This is a genomic window from Glutamicibacter ardleyensis (assembly GCF_014644555.1).
GTDB classification, from domain to species: domain Bacteria; phylum Actinomycetota; class Actinomycetes; order Actinomycetales; family Micrococcaceae; genus Glutamicibacter; species Glutamicibacter bergerei.
This window is the reverse complement of sequence record NZ_BMKX01000002.1, coordinates 503,341-517,611: the sequence shown is the minus strand read 5'-3', so window position 1 is coordinate 517,611 and position 14,271 is coordinate 503,341. Positions and strand designations below refer to the sequence as shown.

General features: G+C 54.1%; 15 protein-coding genes. 2 read left to right on the top strand and 13 right to left on the bottom strand.

The features are described 5' to 3' along the window. Nucleotides 1-8: 8 nt before the first annotated feature. From IEX04_RS07100 to IEX04_RS07055, 10 genes are all read right to left on the bottom strand, one after another. Nucleotides 9-263, bottom strand: a complete 255-nt coding sequence (locus IEX04_RS07100; protein ID WP_188684716.1) for a hypothetical protein — start codon at nt 261-263, stop codon at nt 9-11. A gap of 284 nt (nt 264-547) precedes the next feature. Continuing rightward, complete coding sequence (locus IEX04_RS07095; RefSeq protein WP_188684714.1) at nt 548-1,282, bottom strand: hypothetical protein; 735 nt, start codon at nt 1,280-1,282, stop codon at nt 548-550. Nucleotides 1,283-1,354: 72 nt separating this feature from the next. Next, a complete protein-coding gene (locus tag IEX04_RS07090; RefSeq protein ID WP_188684712.1) occupies nt 1,355-2,056 on the bottom strand; it encodes a VCBS domain-containing protein in 702 nt (233 codons plus the stop codon). Nucleotides 2,057-2,144: 88 nt separating this feature from the next. Continuing rightward, nucleotides 2,145-2,960 carry a GNAT family N-acetyltransferase gene (locus tag IEX04_RS07085; protein ID WP_229677048.1) on the bottom strand — a complete coding sequence of 272 codons (816 nt, stop codon included), beginning with the start codon at nt 2,958-2,960 and terminating at the stop codon, nt 2,145-2,147. Between the two features lie 25 nt (nt 2,961-2,985). Further along, a complete protein-coding gene (gene ispG, locus IEX04_RS07080; RefSeq protein WP_096257874.1) occupies nt 2,986-4,152 on the bottom strand; it encodes a flavodoxin-dependent (E)-4-hydroxy-3-methylbut-2-enyl-diphosphate synthase in 1,167 nt (388 codons plus the stop codon). A 128-nt stretch (nt 4,153-4,280) separates the two neighbouring features. Beyond that, nucleotides 4,281-4,835: an NAD(P)H-dependent oxidoreductase gene (locus IEX04_RS07075; protein ID WP_188684710.1), complete on the bottom strand. Its 555-nt coding sequence runs from the start codon at nt 4,833-4,835 to the stop codon at nt 4,281-4,283. 219 nt (nt 4,836-5,054) lie between these two features. Next, nucleotides 5,055-5,354 (bottom strand): YciI family protein, encoded by a 300-nt coding sequence (locus IEX04_RS07070; protein WP_188684708.1) that lies wholly within the window; start codon nt 5,352-5,354, stop codon nt 5,055-5,057. A 24-nt stretch (nt 5,355-5,378) separates the two neighbouring features. Continuing rightward, nucleotides 5,379-6,725, bottom strand: coding sequence for a M50 family metallopeptidase (locus IEX04_RS07065; protein WP_188684706.1), 1,347 nt, complete (start codon nt 6,723-6,725; stop codon nt 5,379-5,381). Next, nucleotides 6,722-7,945, bottom strand: a complete 1,224-nt coding sequence (gene dxr, locus IEX04_RS07060) for a 1-deoxy-D-xylulose-5-phosphate reductoisomerase (RefSeq protein WP_188684704.1) — start codon at nt 7,943-7,945, stop codon at nt 6,722-6,724. The genes IEX04_RS07065 and dxr overlap by 4 nt, the downstream gene beginning before the upstream one ends. A 119-nt stretch (nt 7,946-8,064) precedes the next feature. Continuing rightward, nucleotides 8,065-9,219 (bottom strand): acyl-CoA dehydrogenase family protein, encoded by a 1,155-nt coding sequence (locus IEX04_RS07055; RefSeq protein ID WP_096256769.1) that lies wholly within the window; start codon nt 9,217-9,219, stop codon nt 8,065-8,067. A gap of 218 nt (nt 9,220-9,437) precedes the next feature. On the opposite strand from IEX04_RS07055, the gene IEX04_RS07050 reads away from it, so the two are divergent. Together IEX04_RS07050 and IEX04_RS07045 are read left to right on the top strand one after the other, a co-directional pair. After that, complete coding sequence (locus IEX04_RS07050; RefSeq protein ID WP_096256768.1) at nt 9,438-10,052, top strand: TetR/AcrR family transcriptional regulator; 615 nt, start codon at nt 9,438-9,440, stop codon at nt 10,050-10,052. 72 nt (nt 10,053-10,124) lie between these two features. Further along, nucleotides 10,125-10,589: a GNAT family N-acetyltransferase gene (locus IEX04_RS07045; protein WP_096256767.1), complete on the top strand. Its 465-nt coding sequence runs from the start codon at nt 10,125-10,127 to the stop codon at nt 10,587-10,589. A 331-nt stretch (nt 10,590-10,920) separates the two neighbouring features. Here IEX04_RS07045 and IEX04_RS07040 read toward each other — a convergent pair whose 3' ends face one another. From IEX04_RS07040 to IEX04_RS07030, 3 genes are all read right to left on the bottom strand, one after another. Beyond that, nucleotides 10,921-11,355, bottom strand: coding sequence for a hemerythrin domain-containing protein (locus IEX04_RS07040; RefSeq protein ID WP_229677047.1), 435 nt, complete (start codon nt 11,353-11,355; stop codon nt 10,921-10,923). A 151-nt stretch (nt 11,356-11,506) separates the two neighbouring features. Beyond that, nucleotides 11,507-13,183, bottom strand: a complete 1,677-nt coding sequence (locus IEX04_RS07035; RefSeq protein ID WP_096256766.1) for an ABC transporter ATP-binding protein — start codon at nt 13,181-13,183, stop codon at nt 11,507-11,509. After that, nucleotides 13,180-14,238 (bottom strand): ABC transporter permease, encoded by a 1,059-nt coding sequence (locus tag IEX04_RS07030; RefSeq protein WP_096256765.1) that lies wholly within the window; start codon nt 14,236-14,238, stop codon nt 13,180-13,182. The genes IEX04_RS07035 and IEX04_RS07030 overlap by 4 nt, the downstream gene beginning before the upstream one ends. Nucleotides 14,239-14,271: the final 33 nt, after the last annotated feature.

Sequence of the window (14,271 nt, the reverse complement as noted above, 5' to 3'; positions counted from 1 at the left end):
GCTCTCGATCATTTTTTTGGCCTGGGGAGAGACTCAGCGATCGCGGCACTATCAATGACCTGTGCGCCGGATTTGTCAGCCACAAGTTTTTCGACAATCGTCTTGACTGCAGCCGCGTTCAAAGGTTCTGCTGCTACAGCTTCTTGTGTAGGCTGTGCATCGCCCGAGGCTGCGGGAGCATCGGTGCCCGCATCGGAACAACCCGCTAGAGCGAGCGCGCCGGCAAGTGGAAGTAACCACAATGAGCGTTTTTCATGATTCAATCCTCACGTCGAGTAGCTTTCGGTTCCACTGTATTTGAATATTGGTTAGAAATAAAAGACATTCGTGGGTTTATTGCACCAATTTGATTTCGTCAAACGCTTCACTTCACTACAACGACAACGCTTCACGCAAAAAGCTCTGGAACTTGCTTGAGGAATCCGAAAATGCGCACTGCCCACGCAGGAGCACCCAAAGTAATTTTTCATGCTCCACACCGTATCCCGAGTTACTGGCTCAATTTCCGTATATGGACATAGGTTAGAAATAAAGATGCACTTCGCATTTACTGCAGTGCTTTGATTTCCTCAAATGCTTGATCCGCTAGCTGCATAGCTTCACCGGCAAGTAATGGCGCTTCCACAGTACCGCTAGAAAAAGTCACCAGTACGAAGTTGTTTCCTTCGAGGGCTTGAACCGCGACGGAATTCAAGTGCTGATCTGCCCCGACTTTCATTTGCGTAGCCATGGTCAGCGACTGATTCGCAGTGGAATCAAGCTTCAGGATCTGCCTGACTGCGTTGACATCCTGCCCAGAAACACTCACCGTGATAGTTTCGCAGCCATCTATATTAGGCAACTTTAAGGCCTCTGAGATCTTTGCACGCGTCGCGTCATCCGTAATCGAGAAAATCTGGATTACTTTACCGGTAGCGTCACCTTGGACTGTGGCTGAAGCCGCTACAGTCCCCGTCAGGTCGGTGACGCTATATTTTTCCTGCTCTTTGGCACATTTTTCAGGTTTGATTCCGCTCGCACCAGACATGCTCTTAGCCTGTTCCAACTGGGGTTTCATCACCTCGTTGTTCAAGATCTGGGCTGAAGAGTCATCCCCCACCAACTTAGTGACCACGTTCTTAACCTGGTCTGCTGACAGCGTCTTACCTGACTTCGACTCTTGTTGCTGCGACGGCTGGGAGCTCGGCGCGGAGGATGCCGCATCGTCCCCACCGCTTGAGGAACAACCGCTCAGGGCCAGCATCGCGGCCAGAGGAAGTATCCATAGGGAACGTTTAGTCATTGGTCATCCTTAGAATGTGCCACGGGCTACAGCCGGGCTGGAAGTACAAGATTTTGTGAAGCCAATAAAAGGCTATTCGAGTTGCTCAAACAGCGCGTCTATACGTTCTGCGCCATGTTGAAGTTGTTCTTGAGTCTGTTTCGCCGAGGTTTCCTGCTGGAAACCAATCATGACGTTGCCACGAGCGGCACGGATTACCAGCTGCTGTTGCGTCGTCGATCCGTCACTGCTAGTAACCACATATGCGTCGTTTAACTCGGCTTTGGTCTTCAAAGACTGTTTCGCCAAATGATAAGCACGTGTTTTTCCATCAATGGTCACCGAGTATCTAGCGCATTCACCACTAGCTTTCGATTCGCTTTCCCACTGGTTTTTTAGTGCTTGGACTTCTTGGTAGACGGCGACCGTCAGATAACGGTCATCAAACTGTACCGCTGCCATTTTTGAATTTGCTAGCTGTTCGGTAACCGGGGCAGCAAAGGTCACACCGCACTTACTCGGCGATACGCTCAACCCCTCAATCCATGCTTGGGCCTCTGGGATACTCTTCCGCAATTTCGCGTCAGAAATGACCTCTGCCCTCGAATCATCTTTGACGAATTCCTTCAAATGACTTTCAAGTTCGTCTGCGTTGATTTGCAAAGCGGTGCCGGAAGTTTCTTCGGTCGGTTCAGCCGGTGTGCTGCATCCGCTAAGGAACAGTCCGGCGAGGCAAAGCCCCGAGACAAAGTAGAGTTTGGTGCGTCTGGCTAGAGCCACAGAATTTCCCGTCACGATAGTTACTGTCCTCGAGTCTAGAAGACGGGAGCCTACTCATCGTGGATTGTGACCATAGAAGGTGACAGAAGGCCGTATTTAGGGGCTAGAAGAGGATGGTTGCAAAAGTTCCAACCTGCTCAAAACCAACGCGTTCGTAGGACCTGATAGCAGCTTGGTTGAAGTCGTTGACATAGAGACTGACAGTTGGAGCAAATCGTAGGGCGTAAGCAACCGTGGCCGCCATATATCCAGCGGACATGCCCTGACCTCGATATCGGGGACTGATCCACACTCCCTGAATCTGCACTGCAGCAGTGGTGACCGTGCCCAGATCCGCTTTGAAGATGATCTCACCGTATTCATCAGTGTCGATGAGCGTATGGCCTTCACGAATCAACTGGCGTACCCGGCTGCGGTAGTACCCTCCGCCATTTTCTAACGGAGAATATCCGAGCTCCTCTTCAAACATGGCAGCACTGGCCGGTAAGACGAGGTCAAAGTCCTGCAAAGTAGCCACACGCAGCGAACGTATCGCCACCGCTTCAGAACGGCGGCGGATACTCATCATTGGTTGATTTTCTCGTACGTCAAAAAAATCTTGCGGACCGGTAGCAAGCACTTCACGCATAGCCAAGACGGTTTGCGCTGGTCCGAACACCGAAGCGAAGCGTTGTCTGGTGTCTAACGCATATTGGGCGTAGGCACGAGCATGTTCATTGCTCATGGCGGTAGGCGCAATATTTGCACCCACCCAGCAGGCTGATTCCAACCCGTCCTCGCCGTTAATGCCCAGCAAGTGCGCGAACCCATCTGGGACGGCAGAACGGTGCAGAGCAAGCTGGGAACGAGTAAAGATATTGGCGACAGGGTCTTGATCAAGCAATGCGAGTAGGGCCGCAGTGTCCCTGCGGCCCAACACTCGAACTTCCCCCGGTGGGCTCTGTCTAGCTGACGGAGACCACGGGAGAACCCGAGGTAGGATTCTCGTCATTGTCCAGATCCATCTGTTCAGCTAAACGATTAGCCTCTTCAATGAGAGTTTCGACAATCTGGTCTTCGGGGACGGTCTTGATGACCTCGCCCTTGACGAAGATCTGTCCCTTACCGTTACCGGAAGCAACTCCAAGGTCAGCGTCACGAGCCTCGCCTGGGCCGTTGACAACACAACCCATCACTGCAACGCGCAATGGAGCCTTCATACCCTCTAGGCCAGCGGTGACCTTTTCAGCCAACGTGTAAACGTCGACCTGTGCACGACCACACGATGGGCAGGAAACAATGTCGAGCTTACGGGGACGCAAGTTCAACGATTCAAGAATTTGGTTGCCCACCTTGACCTCTTCGACCGGAGGGGCCGAGAGCGAGACACGAATAGTGTCACCAATGCCACGCGAGAGCAAGGAACCGAAGGCCACAGACGACTTGATAGTTCCTTGGAAGGTAGGACCTGCTTCGGTCACACCTAGGTGCAAGGGCCAATCTCCAGATTCAGCCAAAAGCTCGTAGGCACGAACCATGATGACCGGATCGCTGTGCTTGACCGAAATCTTAAAGTCGTGGAACCCATGCTCTTCAAAGAGGGAAGCTTCCCAAATGGCTGATTCGACCAATGCTTCTGGGGTCGCCTTGCCATACTTTTTCAGCAGTTTCGGGTGCAGCGATCCACCGTTGACACCGATACGGATCGAGGTACCGTGATCTTTCGCAGCAGCTGCGATTTCTTTGACCTGGTCATCAAACTTGCGAATGTTGCCTGGGTTTACACGAACAGCTCCGCAGCCAGCCTCGATCGCAGCAAAAACATACTTCGGCTGGAAGTGGATGTCAGCAATGACCGGGATCTGCGATTTCATCGCAATAATCGGCAACGCCTCAGCATCTTTATCGGTCGGGCATGCGATGCGCACGATATCGCAACCGGCGGCCGTCACCTCAGCGATTTGCTGCAAAGTTGCGTTGATGTCATAAGTCTTGGTGGTAGTCATCGTCTGTACGCTGATGGGCGAGTTCGAACCGATGCCCACACTGCCGACATTAAACTGACGAGTCTTACGACGTGGAGTAATTACCGGCGGTGGTGCCGCCGGCATGCCGAGTTTGACCGACGTCAATGGATGCCTCCGAAGTGATTGTAGGTTTTTCTATACCAAGTATCGCACCGTCTGGCGTGCTAGTGGTAAGGATGCGAGAAAAGCCACGGCGAAGCCGTGGCTTTTCTCGCAAATTCACGGATATAAGCTTAGTTGGCTTCGGCTACCGTGCGAATGTTTGCCAGTACTTCGGCAACCTGCCCAACAACCTCGGAATCATCCTTCGGGTGAAGTTCAGCAAAACGCACCACAGAGTTAGGGATGGAAAGCTTCACGTCTTCCAAAACGTTTGCACCGGCGATGGTCAATGCCTTGCGAGCCTCATCCTGTGCCCATACGCCGCCGTACTGGCCGAAAGCAGTACCGATGACGGCAGATGGCTTGTCCTTCACGGCACCAGTACCGAAAGGACGGGACAGCCAATCGATGGCGTTCTTCAGTACCGCTGGCATGGTGCCGTTGTACTCCGGGGAAATCAGCAGGAGTGCGTCTGCTTCACCGGCTGCATCGCGAAGCGCCTGAGCTGCTGCTGGCACGGCACCTTCAACATCGTGATCTTCGTTGTAAAACGGAAGGCTTTCAAGGCCCGAGTAAACGCTGACTTCAACGCCTTCTGGTGAGTTCAATGCGGTTGCTTCAGCAAGCTGCTGATTTGTTGAACCTGCACGAAGGGAACCAACCAGGGTAAGGACCTTAGTAGCCATATTATGTTGCTCCTATTTTGCGAATCGAAAAGTAGATAAAGCTGACGCTTCATCTATTCCAACGAGCAGTTCTCCAATTCAATTCCGAAGCCTTACGTGACATGAAGCACTAGACCGATGAAAGCAGCAACGGCATTGTTTGCGCGCCGCGGCAACGTCTCCTATGGAAAAACCCAACGTTGCACAAGCAATCGTTGGGTTTTTTGCCACAAATTTGGGTTAGGAAGCGAACTCGGAAAGCAGACCAATAACCGGATTCCATTCGGTGATGGTTGCCTTGGCCAGGCCACCGACTTTGTTGAACGGATCAAGGGCTAGTACTTCTTTTAAAGCTTCTTCGCTCGCCGCGACAAATATCAGCAACGCACCGTCAAGTACCGGAGTGGGACCAGAGGCCAGTAGTCGAACGCTGCCCTCCCCCAAGTACTCAGTAAGGAAAGCTCGGTGGGCCGGACGGTGCTCGTTGCGCAGTTCCGTAGAATCCTGCGCATACTCGTATTCAACAGCAAAAACAGTCATGGCTAAAGCTTATTTCTTTCAAGGCTAGAAGATGCTTATTGGTTTGAAAATGTCCGCGTATATTAAGAGGCCGCCCATCAGCAACATTGCTGCCGCCACCACGTAGGTGAGAGGCAACAACTTAATGGTGTCTACCGGCGCCACATTTTTGCGGCCAAAGATGCGTGCCACGGTTCGCTTCACACCCTCATATAAGGCACCAATCACATGCCCGCCATCTAGGGGTAGCAACGGAATGAGGTTAAACGCGAACAACGCGAGGTTTAATCCGCCCGCTAGGGAAAGCAGAGAGGCAATCTTGTCCCCCATCGCGATTCCTTCGTGGGCGTTGATTTCACCGGCGATACGACCCACACCCACAATAGAAACCGGACCGTTTGGGTCTCGTTCTTCCGTACCGAAAGCGGCCTGCGCAACGTCAACCATGCGTTGCGGTAGATGCAAAATAACGTTGCCAATCGTCAGCAGCTGGTTTCCCACCACACTAGGAACTTCGGTCACTGGTTGAGCTATATTCTCTACCTGCGAGCTCATTCCCACGAAGCCGACCTGCGCAGTTTTCATGGTGCCGTTTTCATCAGTAACCGGGTAACCCTGGTCATCTAGTACCGGGCGTTCGGTCAAATATGGCTTGAGCGTGGTCTGTTGCTCCACTCCTCCGCGGGTATACGTCAGAGCAATGCTCTGACCAGGATGATCACGAATTACTCCGGTGAGCTCGTACCACGCGTCGTGAGCCACGGCGGTCCCGTTGACCGAAGTGATGGTGTCCCCCGGTAGTAAACCAGCGGCGTAGGCGGGAGCCTCGGTGTCCTTAGCCGTGCATTCGGTTGCATCCGCATTTTCGGCGCTTGCAATGCACTGGTACACCTCGGAAACTGTCGTGGTTGTTGTGGGAACGCCAAATCCGGTAATCACCACACCAATGAGCAAGAATCCTAGCAAGAGGTTTACGAACGGGCCGCCGAGCATGATGATGACGCGCTTGTAAATGGGCAGCTGGTAGAAAAGCCGCCCTTCGTCGCTGCTTTGTACATTTTCGTTGGCTTGCGAGCGGGCATCATCCACCATCTGGCCAAAGATCTTGTTAAAGAATCCTGGTTTCTTCTGCTTCCCGGCTTCAGTGGCCGGACGTGGCGGATACATGCCCACCATGGAGATGTAGCCGCCTAGGGGCAGCGCCTTGAGCCCGTATTCGGTTTCTCCTCGCTTGAACGAGAAGATCGTTTTGCCGAAGCCAATCATGTATTGCGGAACACGCAATCCAAATTTCTTGGCGGGAATCAAATGTCCCACCTCGTGCAGAGCAATCGATATGGCAATGACAACGACCATGAAGAGCACGCCGCCAAGGAACATTAGTACGTTCATGCTTTTTCCTTCAGCAACGCGGTGGCGTGGGCGCGCGCCCACTGATCTGTCTGGAGAACTACTTCAGCCGAAAGCTCCGCATTAACAGGCGTATATGCGTCAAGCACGCGGTTAATGGTTTCAACGATATCCGTGAAACGAATCCGGCCTTCGTGGAAAGCTTCAACGGCGACTTCATTTGCCGCGTTGTACACAGCCATGTGGGTCCCGGAGGCAGCAGCTGCCTGTTTCGCCAACTTCACCGCGGTAAACACCGACTCGTCCAATGGCTCAAAGGTCCATGAGGACGCGGTGGAAAAATCGCAGGGTTTTGCGGCGCCAGCGACTCGGTGTGGCCAATTGATGCCCAGCGCAATTGCCAGACGCATATCCGGCGGAGAAGCTTGCGCGATCACCGAACCGTCGATGAACTCAACCATTGAATGCACAATAGATTGGCGGTGAACTAAGGGTTCGATGCGCTCTAGTGGCACACCAAAGAGCAGGTGGGCTTCGATAACTTCCAATGCCTTGTTGACCATGGTCGCCGAATTCGTGGTCACCATGCGTCCCATATCCCACGTTGGATGCGCCAATGCTTGTGCTGGGCTCACCTCGCGGAGCTGTTCATAGCTATAACCGAAGAAGGGGCCACCTGACGCGGTGACAATCAATTTGGAAACTTCTTCCGGTGTCCCAGAACGCAGTGCCTGAGCCAGCGCGGAATGCTCGGAATCGACCGGAGAAATCTGTCCGGGGGCCGCGATTTGCTTAACGACTTGCCCGCCGATAATCAGCGACTCTTTATTTGCCAGCGCCAGGAGGTGTCCGGCCTTGAGCGCAGCGATGGTTGGTTCCAACCCAATCGCTCCGGTAATACCGTTGAGAACTACGTCGGTTTCACTGTATCCGGCTATCTGCGTCGCAGCATCGGCTCCACTGAGCAGCTGTGGCGCATAGCCGGTCGCACCTGCCTCTCGCGCGGCTGAAGAAATCGCGGTAGCCAGTTCGTCAACATTATCCACTGCGGCGCCAACCACCTCCGGGCGGAACGTGACTGCTTGCTCGGCCAACAGTGTCAGGTTGTAGCCGCCGCTAAGTGCTGTCACGCTAAATTGTTCTGGCGCATTCTTGATGACGTCTAGGCCCTGAGTACCAATTGACCCGGTAGAACCGATCAGTGTGACACGGCGGGGACCATCCGCAGTTTTAAAAGAAGATTGGGTGCTCACCCAATCCATTATGGGCGCTATAACTGTGAGGTCCCAAAGTGCCAATCCATTGGAGCATCAAAAAACAGTTCGGGCCGGTGAACAACCGCGGATAAGCGTTGTTCACCGGCCCGAGTACTGGGATACTTTTACAGTCCGAGGCTGCGGGCAATCAGCATCAATTGCACCTGGGTGGTGCCTTCACCGATCTCCAAGATCTTCGAGTCTCGGTAATGGCGTGCCACCAAGGATTCGTTGATGAATCCGTAACCGCCGAAGATCTGGGTCGCGTCTCGCGCGTTGTCCATCGCGGCCTCGCTGGCCACGAGTTTTGCGTGTGCGGCTTCGATCTTGAAGTCTTTGCCTGCCAGCATTTTCGCCGCAGCCGCGTAGTAGGCCAGACGTGAAGTGTGTACCCGTGATGCCATGCGGGCAATCATGAAGGAGATCCCCTGATTTTTACCAATGGCCGCGCCGAAGCTCTGGCGGGTCTTCGCGTAGTTTACGGCCTCATCAAGGCATCCCTGTGCAGCGCCGGTTGCCAGAGCTGCGATGGCGATGCGGCCCTCATCAAGGATCTCCAGGAAGTAAGCGTAGCCACGCCCGCGCTCCCCCAGCAGATTTTCTTCCGGCACCCGGGCACCATTAAAGCTGAGCGGGTGGGTGTCACTGGCGTGCCAACCGACCTTGTTATAGGCAGGCTCCACGGTAAATCCTTCGGTTCCGCTGGGAACGATGATTGTGGAGATTTCTTTTTTGCCGGTGGATTCGTTCACCCCAGTCACCGCGCTGACTGTGACCAGAGAGGTGATATCTGTCCCGGAGTTCGTGATGAACTCCTTCGAACCGTCGATAACCCATTGGCCATCCTCAACCTTGGCTCTGGTCCGTGAAGCCGAAGCATCAGAACCGGCGCCTGGCTCGGTTAGGCCGAAACCTGCGAGTTTTTTGCCAGCTGCTAGATCTGGTAGCCAAAGCTGTTTTTGTTCTTCATTGCCAAATCGGAAAATCGGCATAGCACCGAGGGACACACCTGCTTCGAGGGTGATGGCGACTGATTGATCGACTCGGCCTAGTTCCTCTAGTGCTAAGGCTAGAGCGAAGTAGTCGCCACCGGAGCCACCGTATTCTTCGGAGATCGGAAGGCCAAATAGCCCCAATTCACCCATTTGTGCGACCACGTCATAGGGGAAGCTATGTTCCGCGTCGTGCTTGGCACTGACAGGAGCAACGACTTGCTGGGCAAATTCACGCACGACATCGACCAGGTCTTGGTACAGTTCGTCGAGTTCGAGATCAATCACGGGCACTCTCTTCTTTCGAGGTTGTCCTCACCGAGGCGACCCTTGTGATGTCGTCTGCGGTGACGGGTTATACGGAACGCGGACGCAATACCTTGGAAGCTGACAGTCCGGCGCGTATGGTTAATTCTTATTAACTGTGTTTTCTACCTACATTTTGACATTAGTGGCGTAGATCATAGTTGTCCAGTTGTGGGCGGGGTTTCTAAGGAGTAAATGCATTGAGCAGATATCAATCTCTCACTGAGCCAACAGATCGCGAGCGCGCCAAGGCAGAACGCCGTGACGCGTTGTTGCGTGAAGCTACCCGGCTCTTTGCGTTGCACGGATATTCAGGAGTGTCCCTAGAAGATCTAGGTGCCGCCTGCGGTATTTCGGGCCCTGCTGTGTATCGGCATTTCGCAGGTAAGCAGGCTTTGCTTATTGCTTTGCTCGTGGACATGTCGAAAGATATCTACGCCGGCGGGCTGGAAGCTGCTGAAAACGGTGGGGATCCATTTCAGGTCTTGTCACGTTTAGTAGATTTTCACACCGATTTTTCACTTTCTCGGCCCGATATCCTTCAGGTCCAGGACCGAGATTTGAAGTCATTACCAAAGTCGGAACTCGCTTTAGTTCGTAAACTTCAAAATAGTTATATCTCTTTATGGACCGAGCAGCTGGCCAAAATGCACCCCACCGGCAGTCCGCAATCGCACCGATTCAGGGCTCATGCGGTCTTCGGGTTGCTGAACTCGACGGCGCACTCCGCACACTCACCACGTACCAAAAAATCAGGGTTAAAACCGTTACTGTCCAATATGGCACTCGCGGCACTAACATCCCCGGTAGTCTAGAACCTAAGTCCCACACATCTTTGGGCGCGTTCAATCGGGCGCGTACCACCTCACGAAAGAAAGGTCTTTATCGTGCAACTACGTGAAGTCCGCCCTTCCGACTTGGACGCCTTCTTTGCTCATCAGCAAGAGCCCGAGGCGAACCTCATGGCCGCATACCAGGCGCGTAATCCGTCAGATCGTGCGGTATTCGATCACCACTGGAGCTCCATCCTCAACGACGAATCGGTGCTGGTTCGCACCATCGAGCACGAGGGTGAAGTTGCCGGATCAATCTTGGTTTTTGATGGCGCGAAGCCAGAAATCAATTTCTGGACCTCCACCAAGTTCTGGGGTAAGGGAATCACCACCAGCGCGGTAGACGCCTTCTTGGCAGAGTTCACCAAGCGTCCGTTGACCGCTCACGTTGTCCAGGACAATCTTGGTTCGCTGAAGGTCTTGGAGCGTCGCGGATTTAAGCAGGTTGGCACGGAGCAGATCTTCTCCAACGCACGCGCCGCAGTTGTCACCGAGATCGTTTTAGAACTCAACGACTAATTTTCGGAGCTTTCAAACTAGCCGTGGTTCACTCAATGACGAGTGAACCACGGCTAGCTTTTAAGCTGCTTCAGGGAAACGAGCAGCCCGTTCATCGCCCACAATTCTCTGGTGCTCGGTGCAAGGCATTAGCCGTCTGTACATCGCATTCCTCCAGGCCTAGGGAGTTGCTCCTTAGTCCTCTAAAATCAAGAACAAACGGCTACGCACACAGCACTACTCTCACGCGACGATGAGAATCAATACAAATCCCCAAAATCCACAGTTCTAGTGGCGAGCAAACCGTATTAGGCGTCTTGACAGACCCAGCCTTCGGGAAGCGCTCCCCCAGCTAAAGATGGGCAACCTTTTGTTGCTCCTGCACACTGAGCGCGGTATCCATCTGCGGATAGATGATCGGCTCTTCTTTAGAATTATGGTTGTCCAACAAGGACAACAATTCTTGACAGTCCGCCATCAACTGTTCATCGGCACTTCCGCTTTGCAATGATTCTTCTAGGACGTCCATCCGGCGCCACAGTTCACCGTGTTCCCGGTGCATAACCATCAACGGCATCATAAGCGTGGCGCGAGGTAGGTCGGGAAACACTACCTCTTCTTCAAGATAAATATGTCGTCGCAACGCGATGACTGCTTCCAGCAACATCTTGGCCCGCTGTTCTGGGCCCTCATGAGTCGAAGCCAGGTAGTTCTCAATCGCCGCATCAATATCATGATGCTCTTTGGTAAAAGCTTCGGCCAATGATCCGTCGGGAACACTCGACACGTTTACAGGCCAAACAACCTCACTCCAGTATTTAGCCAGTGGCCAGCGAATTCTGCTTCAACTCTAGGCAGACAGAGACAAATACGAAAGGGACTGGCTTGTCGAGTATTGCCTCGGCAAACCAGCCCCTTATCCACGCACAGCTCTTCGGCTACTTAGTGCTGTTCAAAATTCTCCATGCATCACGACGTACGGCCTGCTCGATCGGGTCTGGCACCGGAGCGGCGGCCAACAAGCGACGAGTGTAATCGTGGGTAGGTGCGTGCAATACGGTATCAACACGCCCTTGCTCTACGGCCTTGCCGTTTTGCATGACGACCACTGAATCGGCGAGCATATCCACCACGGCCAGATCATGGCTGACGAAGAGGCACGCAAAATTGAAGTCGCGCTGCAAATCTTGGAGCATCTCCAAGACGACTGCTTGAACAGATACGTCCAAGGCACTGGTTGGCTCGTCAGCGATTAGCAATTCTGGATTCATGGTTAGCGCACGAGCGATACAAATACGCTGGCGCTGACCGCCGGAAAGCTCATGTGGGTAACGGTTGATCACGTTGCGTGGCAGCTTGACCGCATCCAGCAGCTCCAAGGCACGCTTGGTCCGAGAGGCCTTGTTTCCGACCTTGTGCACCACCATGGGTTCGGTAATGCAGTCACCAATCGGGAAACGCGGATTTAATGACGCGGCAGGATCCTGGAAGATCACACCGATGTCCTTACGCACAGCACGTGCCTGACGTGTCGATAGCTTAGGCAGGTTATGTCCCTTGACCGCCAGCGTGCCTGCGGCCACCGGTAGCAGTCCGAGTACCGCCTTAGCAATGGTCGACTTACCCGAGCCGGACTCGCCCACGATACCCAGTACCTCGCCCTTAGCGACGTCGAAGCTGACGTTTTCCACCGCACGGAAGATCTTGCCACGCATGTTGTATTCCAACACCAGATCTTTGGCTTCCAGCACCAGCTCGCGTTCCGCCGGGACGGTCGGCTCACTGCGTGGGGCGTTCTCATCGATGATCACCGGAGAAAGCCGGGGTACCGAGGAAAGCAAGCGCTGAGTGTACTCGTGTTGCGGGTGGAGCAAGACTTGCTGAACGTCGCCGGTTTCCACCAAGTTGCCTTGGAACATCACCGCAACTTGGTCTGCCATATCTGCCACGACACCCATATTGTGGGTAATCAGCAAGATACCAGTGTTCAGTCGGTCTTTGAGCTCACGCAGCAGGTCAAGAATTTCTGCCTGCACGGTGACGTCCAACGCGGTGGTTGGCTCATCGGCGATAATCACCTTCGGATCACAGGAGATCGCCATGGCGATCACGATGCGCTGACGCTGACCACCAGAGAACTGGTGTGGGTACTGCTTAATACGTTTGGCTGGATCTGGGATGCCTACCAGGGTGAGCAGCTCGATTGCCCTGTCGGTAGCTTCCTTACCGTATGCCACGTCATGCAGTTCTAGTGCTTCGGTGAGCTGGCGTTCAATGGTCAGCACCGGGTTCAATGCCGTCATAGGTTCTTGGAACACCATGGCGATGTCGGTAGCACGCATCTTGCGCATCTTGCCTTGGTCTAGGCCCACCACGTTTACGTTTCCAACTCTGGCTTCGCCAGTGATGTACGCGTTCTCCGGAAGCAATCCCATGGCGGCGGTGGAGGTGACGGACTTACCCGAACCGGACTCGCCCACCAAGGCAACAACTTCGCCGGGGCGTACAGCTAGGGACAAACCCTTCACCGCGTGTACGTCAGGTCCGGCGGTTTCAAAGGTGACCTTCAGGTCGGTGAAGCTCAGGGCATAATTTTCTGCTGCTTCGGTGCTCATGGCTTCTCCTTACGAGTTGGCAGGGCGAAGAGCCCAGCTCGGCGGCGGCGCTTCTTGCCAGTGTGGCGTGGGTCAAAAGCATCTCGCAGGCCATCGCCGAGGAAGTTCACGCTCAGCGCGATGGCAACGATAATCATGCCTGGCCACCAGAAGAGCCACGGACGAGAGGTGAACGCATTCTGGTACTGGCTGATCAGTAGACCCAGTGAGGATTCCGGTGGCTGGACACCGAAGCCTAGGTAGGACAGCGAGGATTCCAGCAGGATCGCGCCGGCGATCGCGAAGGTCGCGTTGACCACGATCACACCGATGGTGTTTGGCAGCAAGTGTTTGAAGATCACACGCGAGGTCTTGGAACCCATGGCTTGGGCTGCCGCCACGTATTCGCGTTCACGTAGCGAGAGGATCTCACCGCGAACCAGACGGGCCAAGCCCGTCCAGGTGACCAGACCCAAAACGAAGGCCAAGGTGATAATAGAGCCTGAGCTCGCACCGGCGATCTGGCCCAACACAGCGGCCAGCACCAACAGTGGGATCACGATGAACAGATCGGTGATGCGCATCAGTACTTCATCAACCCAGCCGCGGAAGTAACCGGCAACCGCGCCGATGACTGCACCGAGGAATGTGGAGACCAATCCGACTACCACGCCGATGATGATGGACTTCTGTGTTCCTGTCATCACCAGTGCAAAGTAATCTTTGCCAATGGAATCCTGGCCGAAGGGATTTTCTCCCCAGCGGATTCCTTCGCCACCTAACCAGGTAGGCACCAGGCTAAGCGTTGGCTTGCCACCATTGATTACTGCACCAGCGTCTAGATAAGACTTGTCCCACCATCCGGGGATTACTCCCCACCCTACGGAGCTGAAAGCAAAGATGGTGATAAAAACTAGGATCACGCTGGAGGTCATGGCGAGCTTATGCTTGACGAACCGTCCAATGACGATGCGGCCTTGGCTCTTTGAATCTTCGGACTGGCGAGCCAGCTTCGCGTCCTCTACCTCGGCTACGGAGGTGAGGTTCTGCGGCAGATTGTCGTTGGTGTTACTCATCGTTTGTCCTTAATGTCCCAGACACGATTGCTG

What these genes read in the sequence shown, in the direction of transcription:
- IEX04_RS07075 (WP_188684710.1), bottom strand. Translation starts at nt 4,835, where the DNA reads ATGGCTACTAAGGTCCTTACCCTGGTTGGTTCCCTTCGTGCAGGTTCA.
- dxr (WP_188684704.1), bottom strand. Translation starts at nt 7,945, where the DNA reads ATGGATTGGGTGAGCACCCAATCTTCTTTTAAAACTGCGGATGGTCCC.
- IEX04_RS07030 (WP_096256765.1), bottom strand. Translation starts at nt 14,238, where the DNA reads ATGAGTAACACCAACGACAATCTGCCGCAGAACCTCACCTCCGTAGCC.
- IEX04_RS07035 (WP_096256766.1), bottom strand. Translation starts at nt 13,183, where the DNA reads ATGAGCACCGAAGCAGCAGAAAATTATGCCCTGAGCTTCACCGACCTG.
- IEX04_RS07095 (WP_188684714.1), bottom strand. Translation starts at nt 1,282, where the DNA reads ATGACTAAACGTTCCCTATGGATACTTCCTCTGGCCGCGATGCTGGCC.
- IEX04_RS07065 (WP_188684706.1), bottom strand. Translation starts at nt 6,725, where the DNA reads ATGAACGTACTAATGTTCCTTGGCGGCGTGCTCTTCATGGTCGTTGTC.
- IEX04_RS07070 (WP_188684708.1), bottom strand. Translation starts at nt 5,354, where the DNA reads ATGACTGTTTTTGCTGTTGAATACGAGTATGCGCAGGATTCTACGGAA.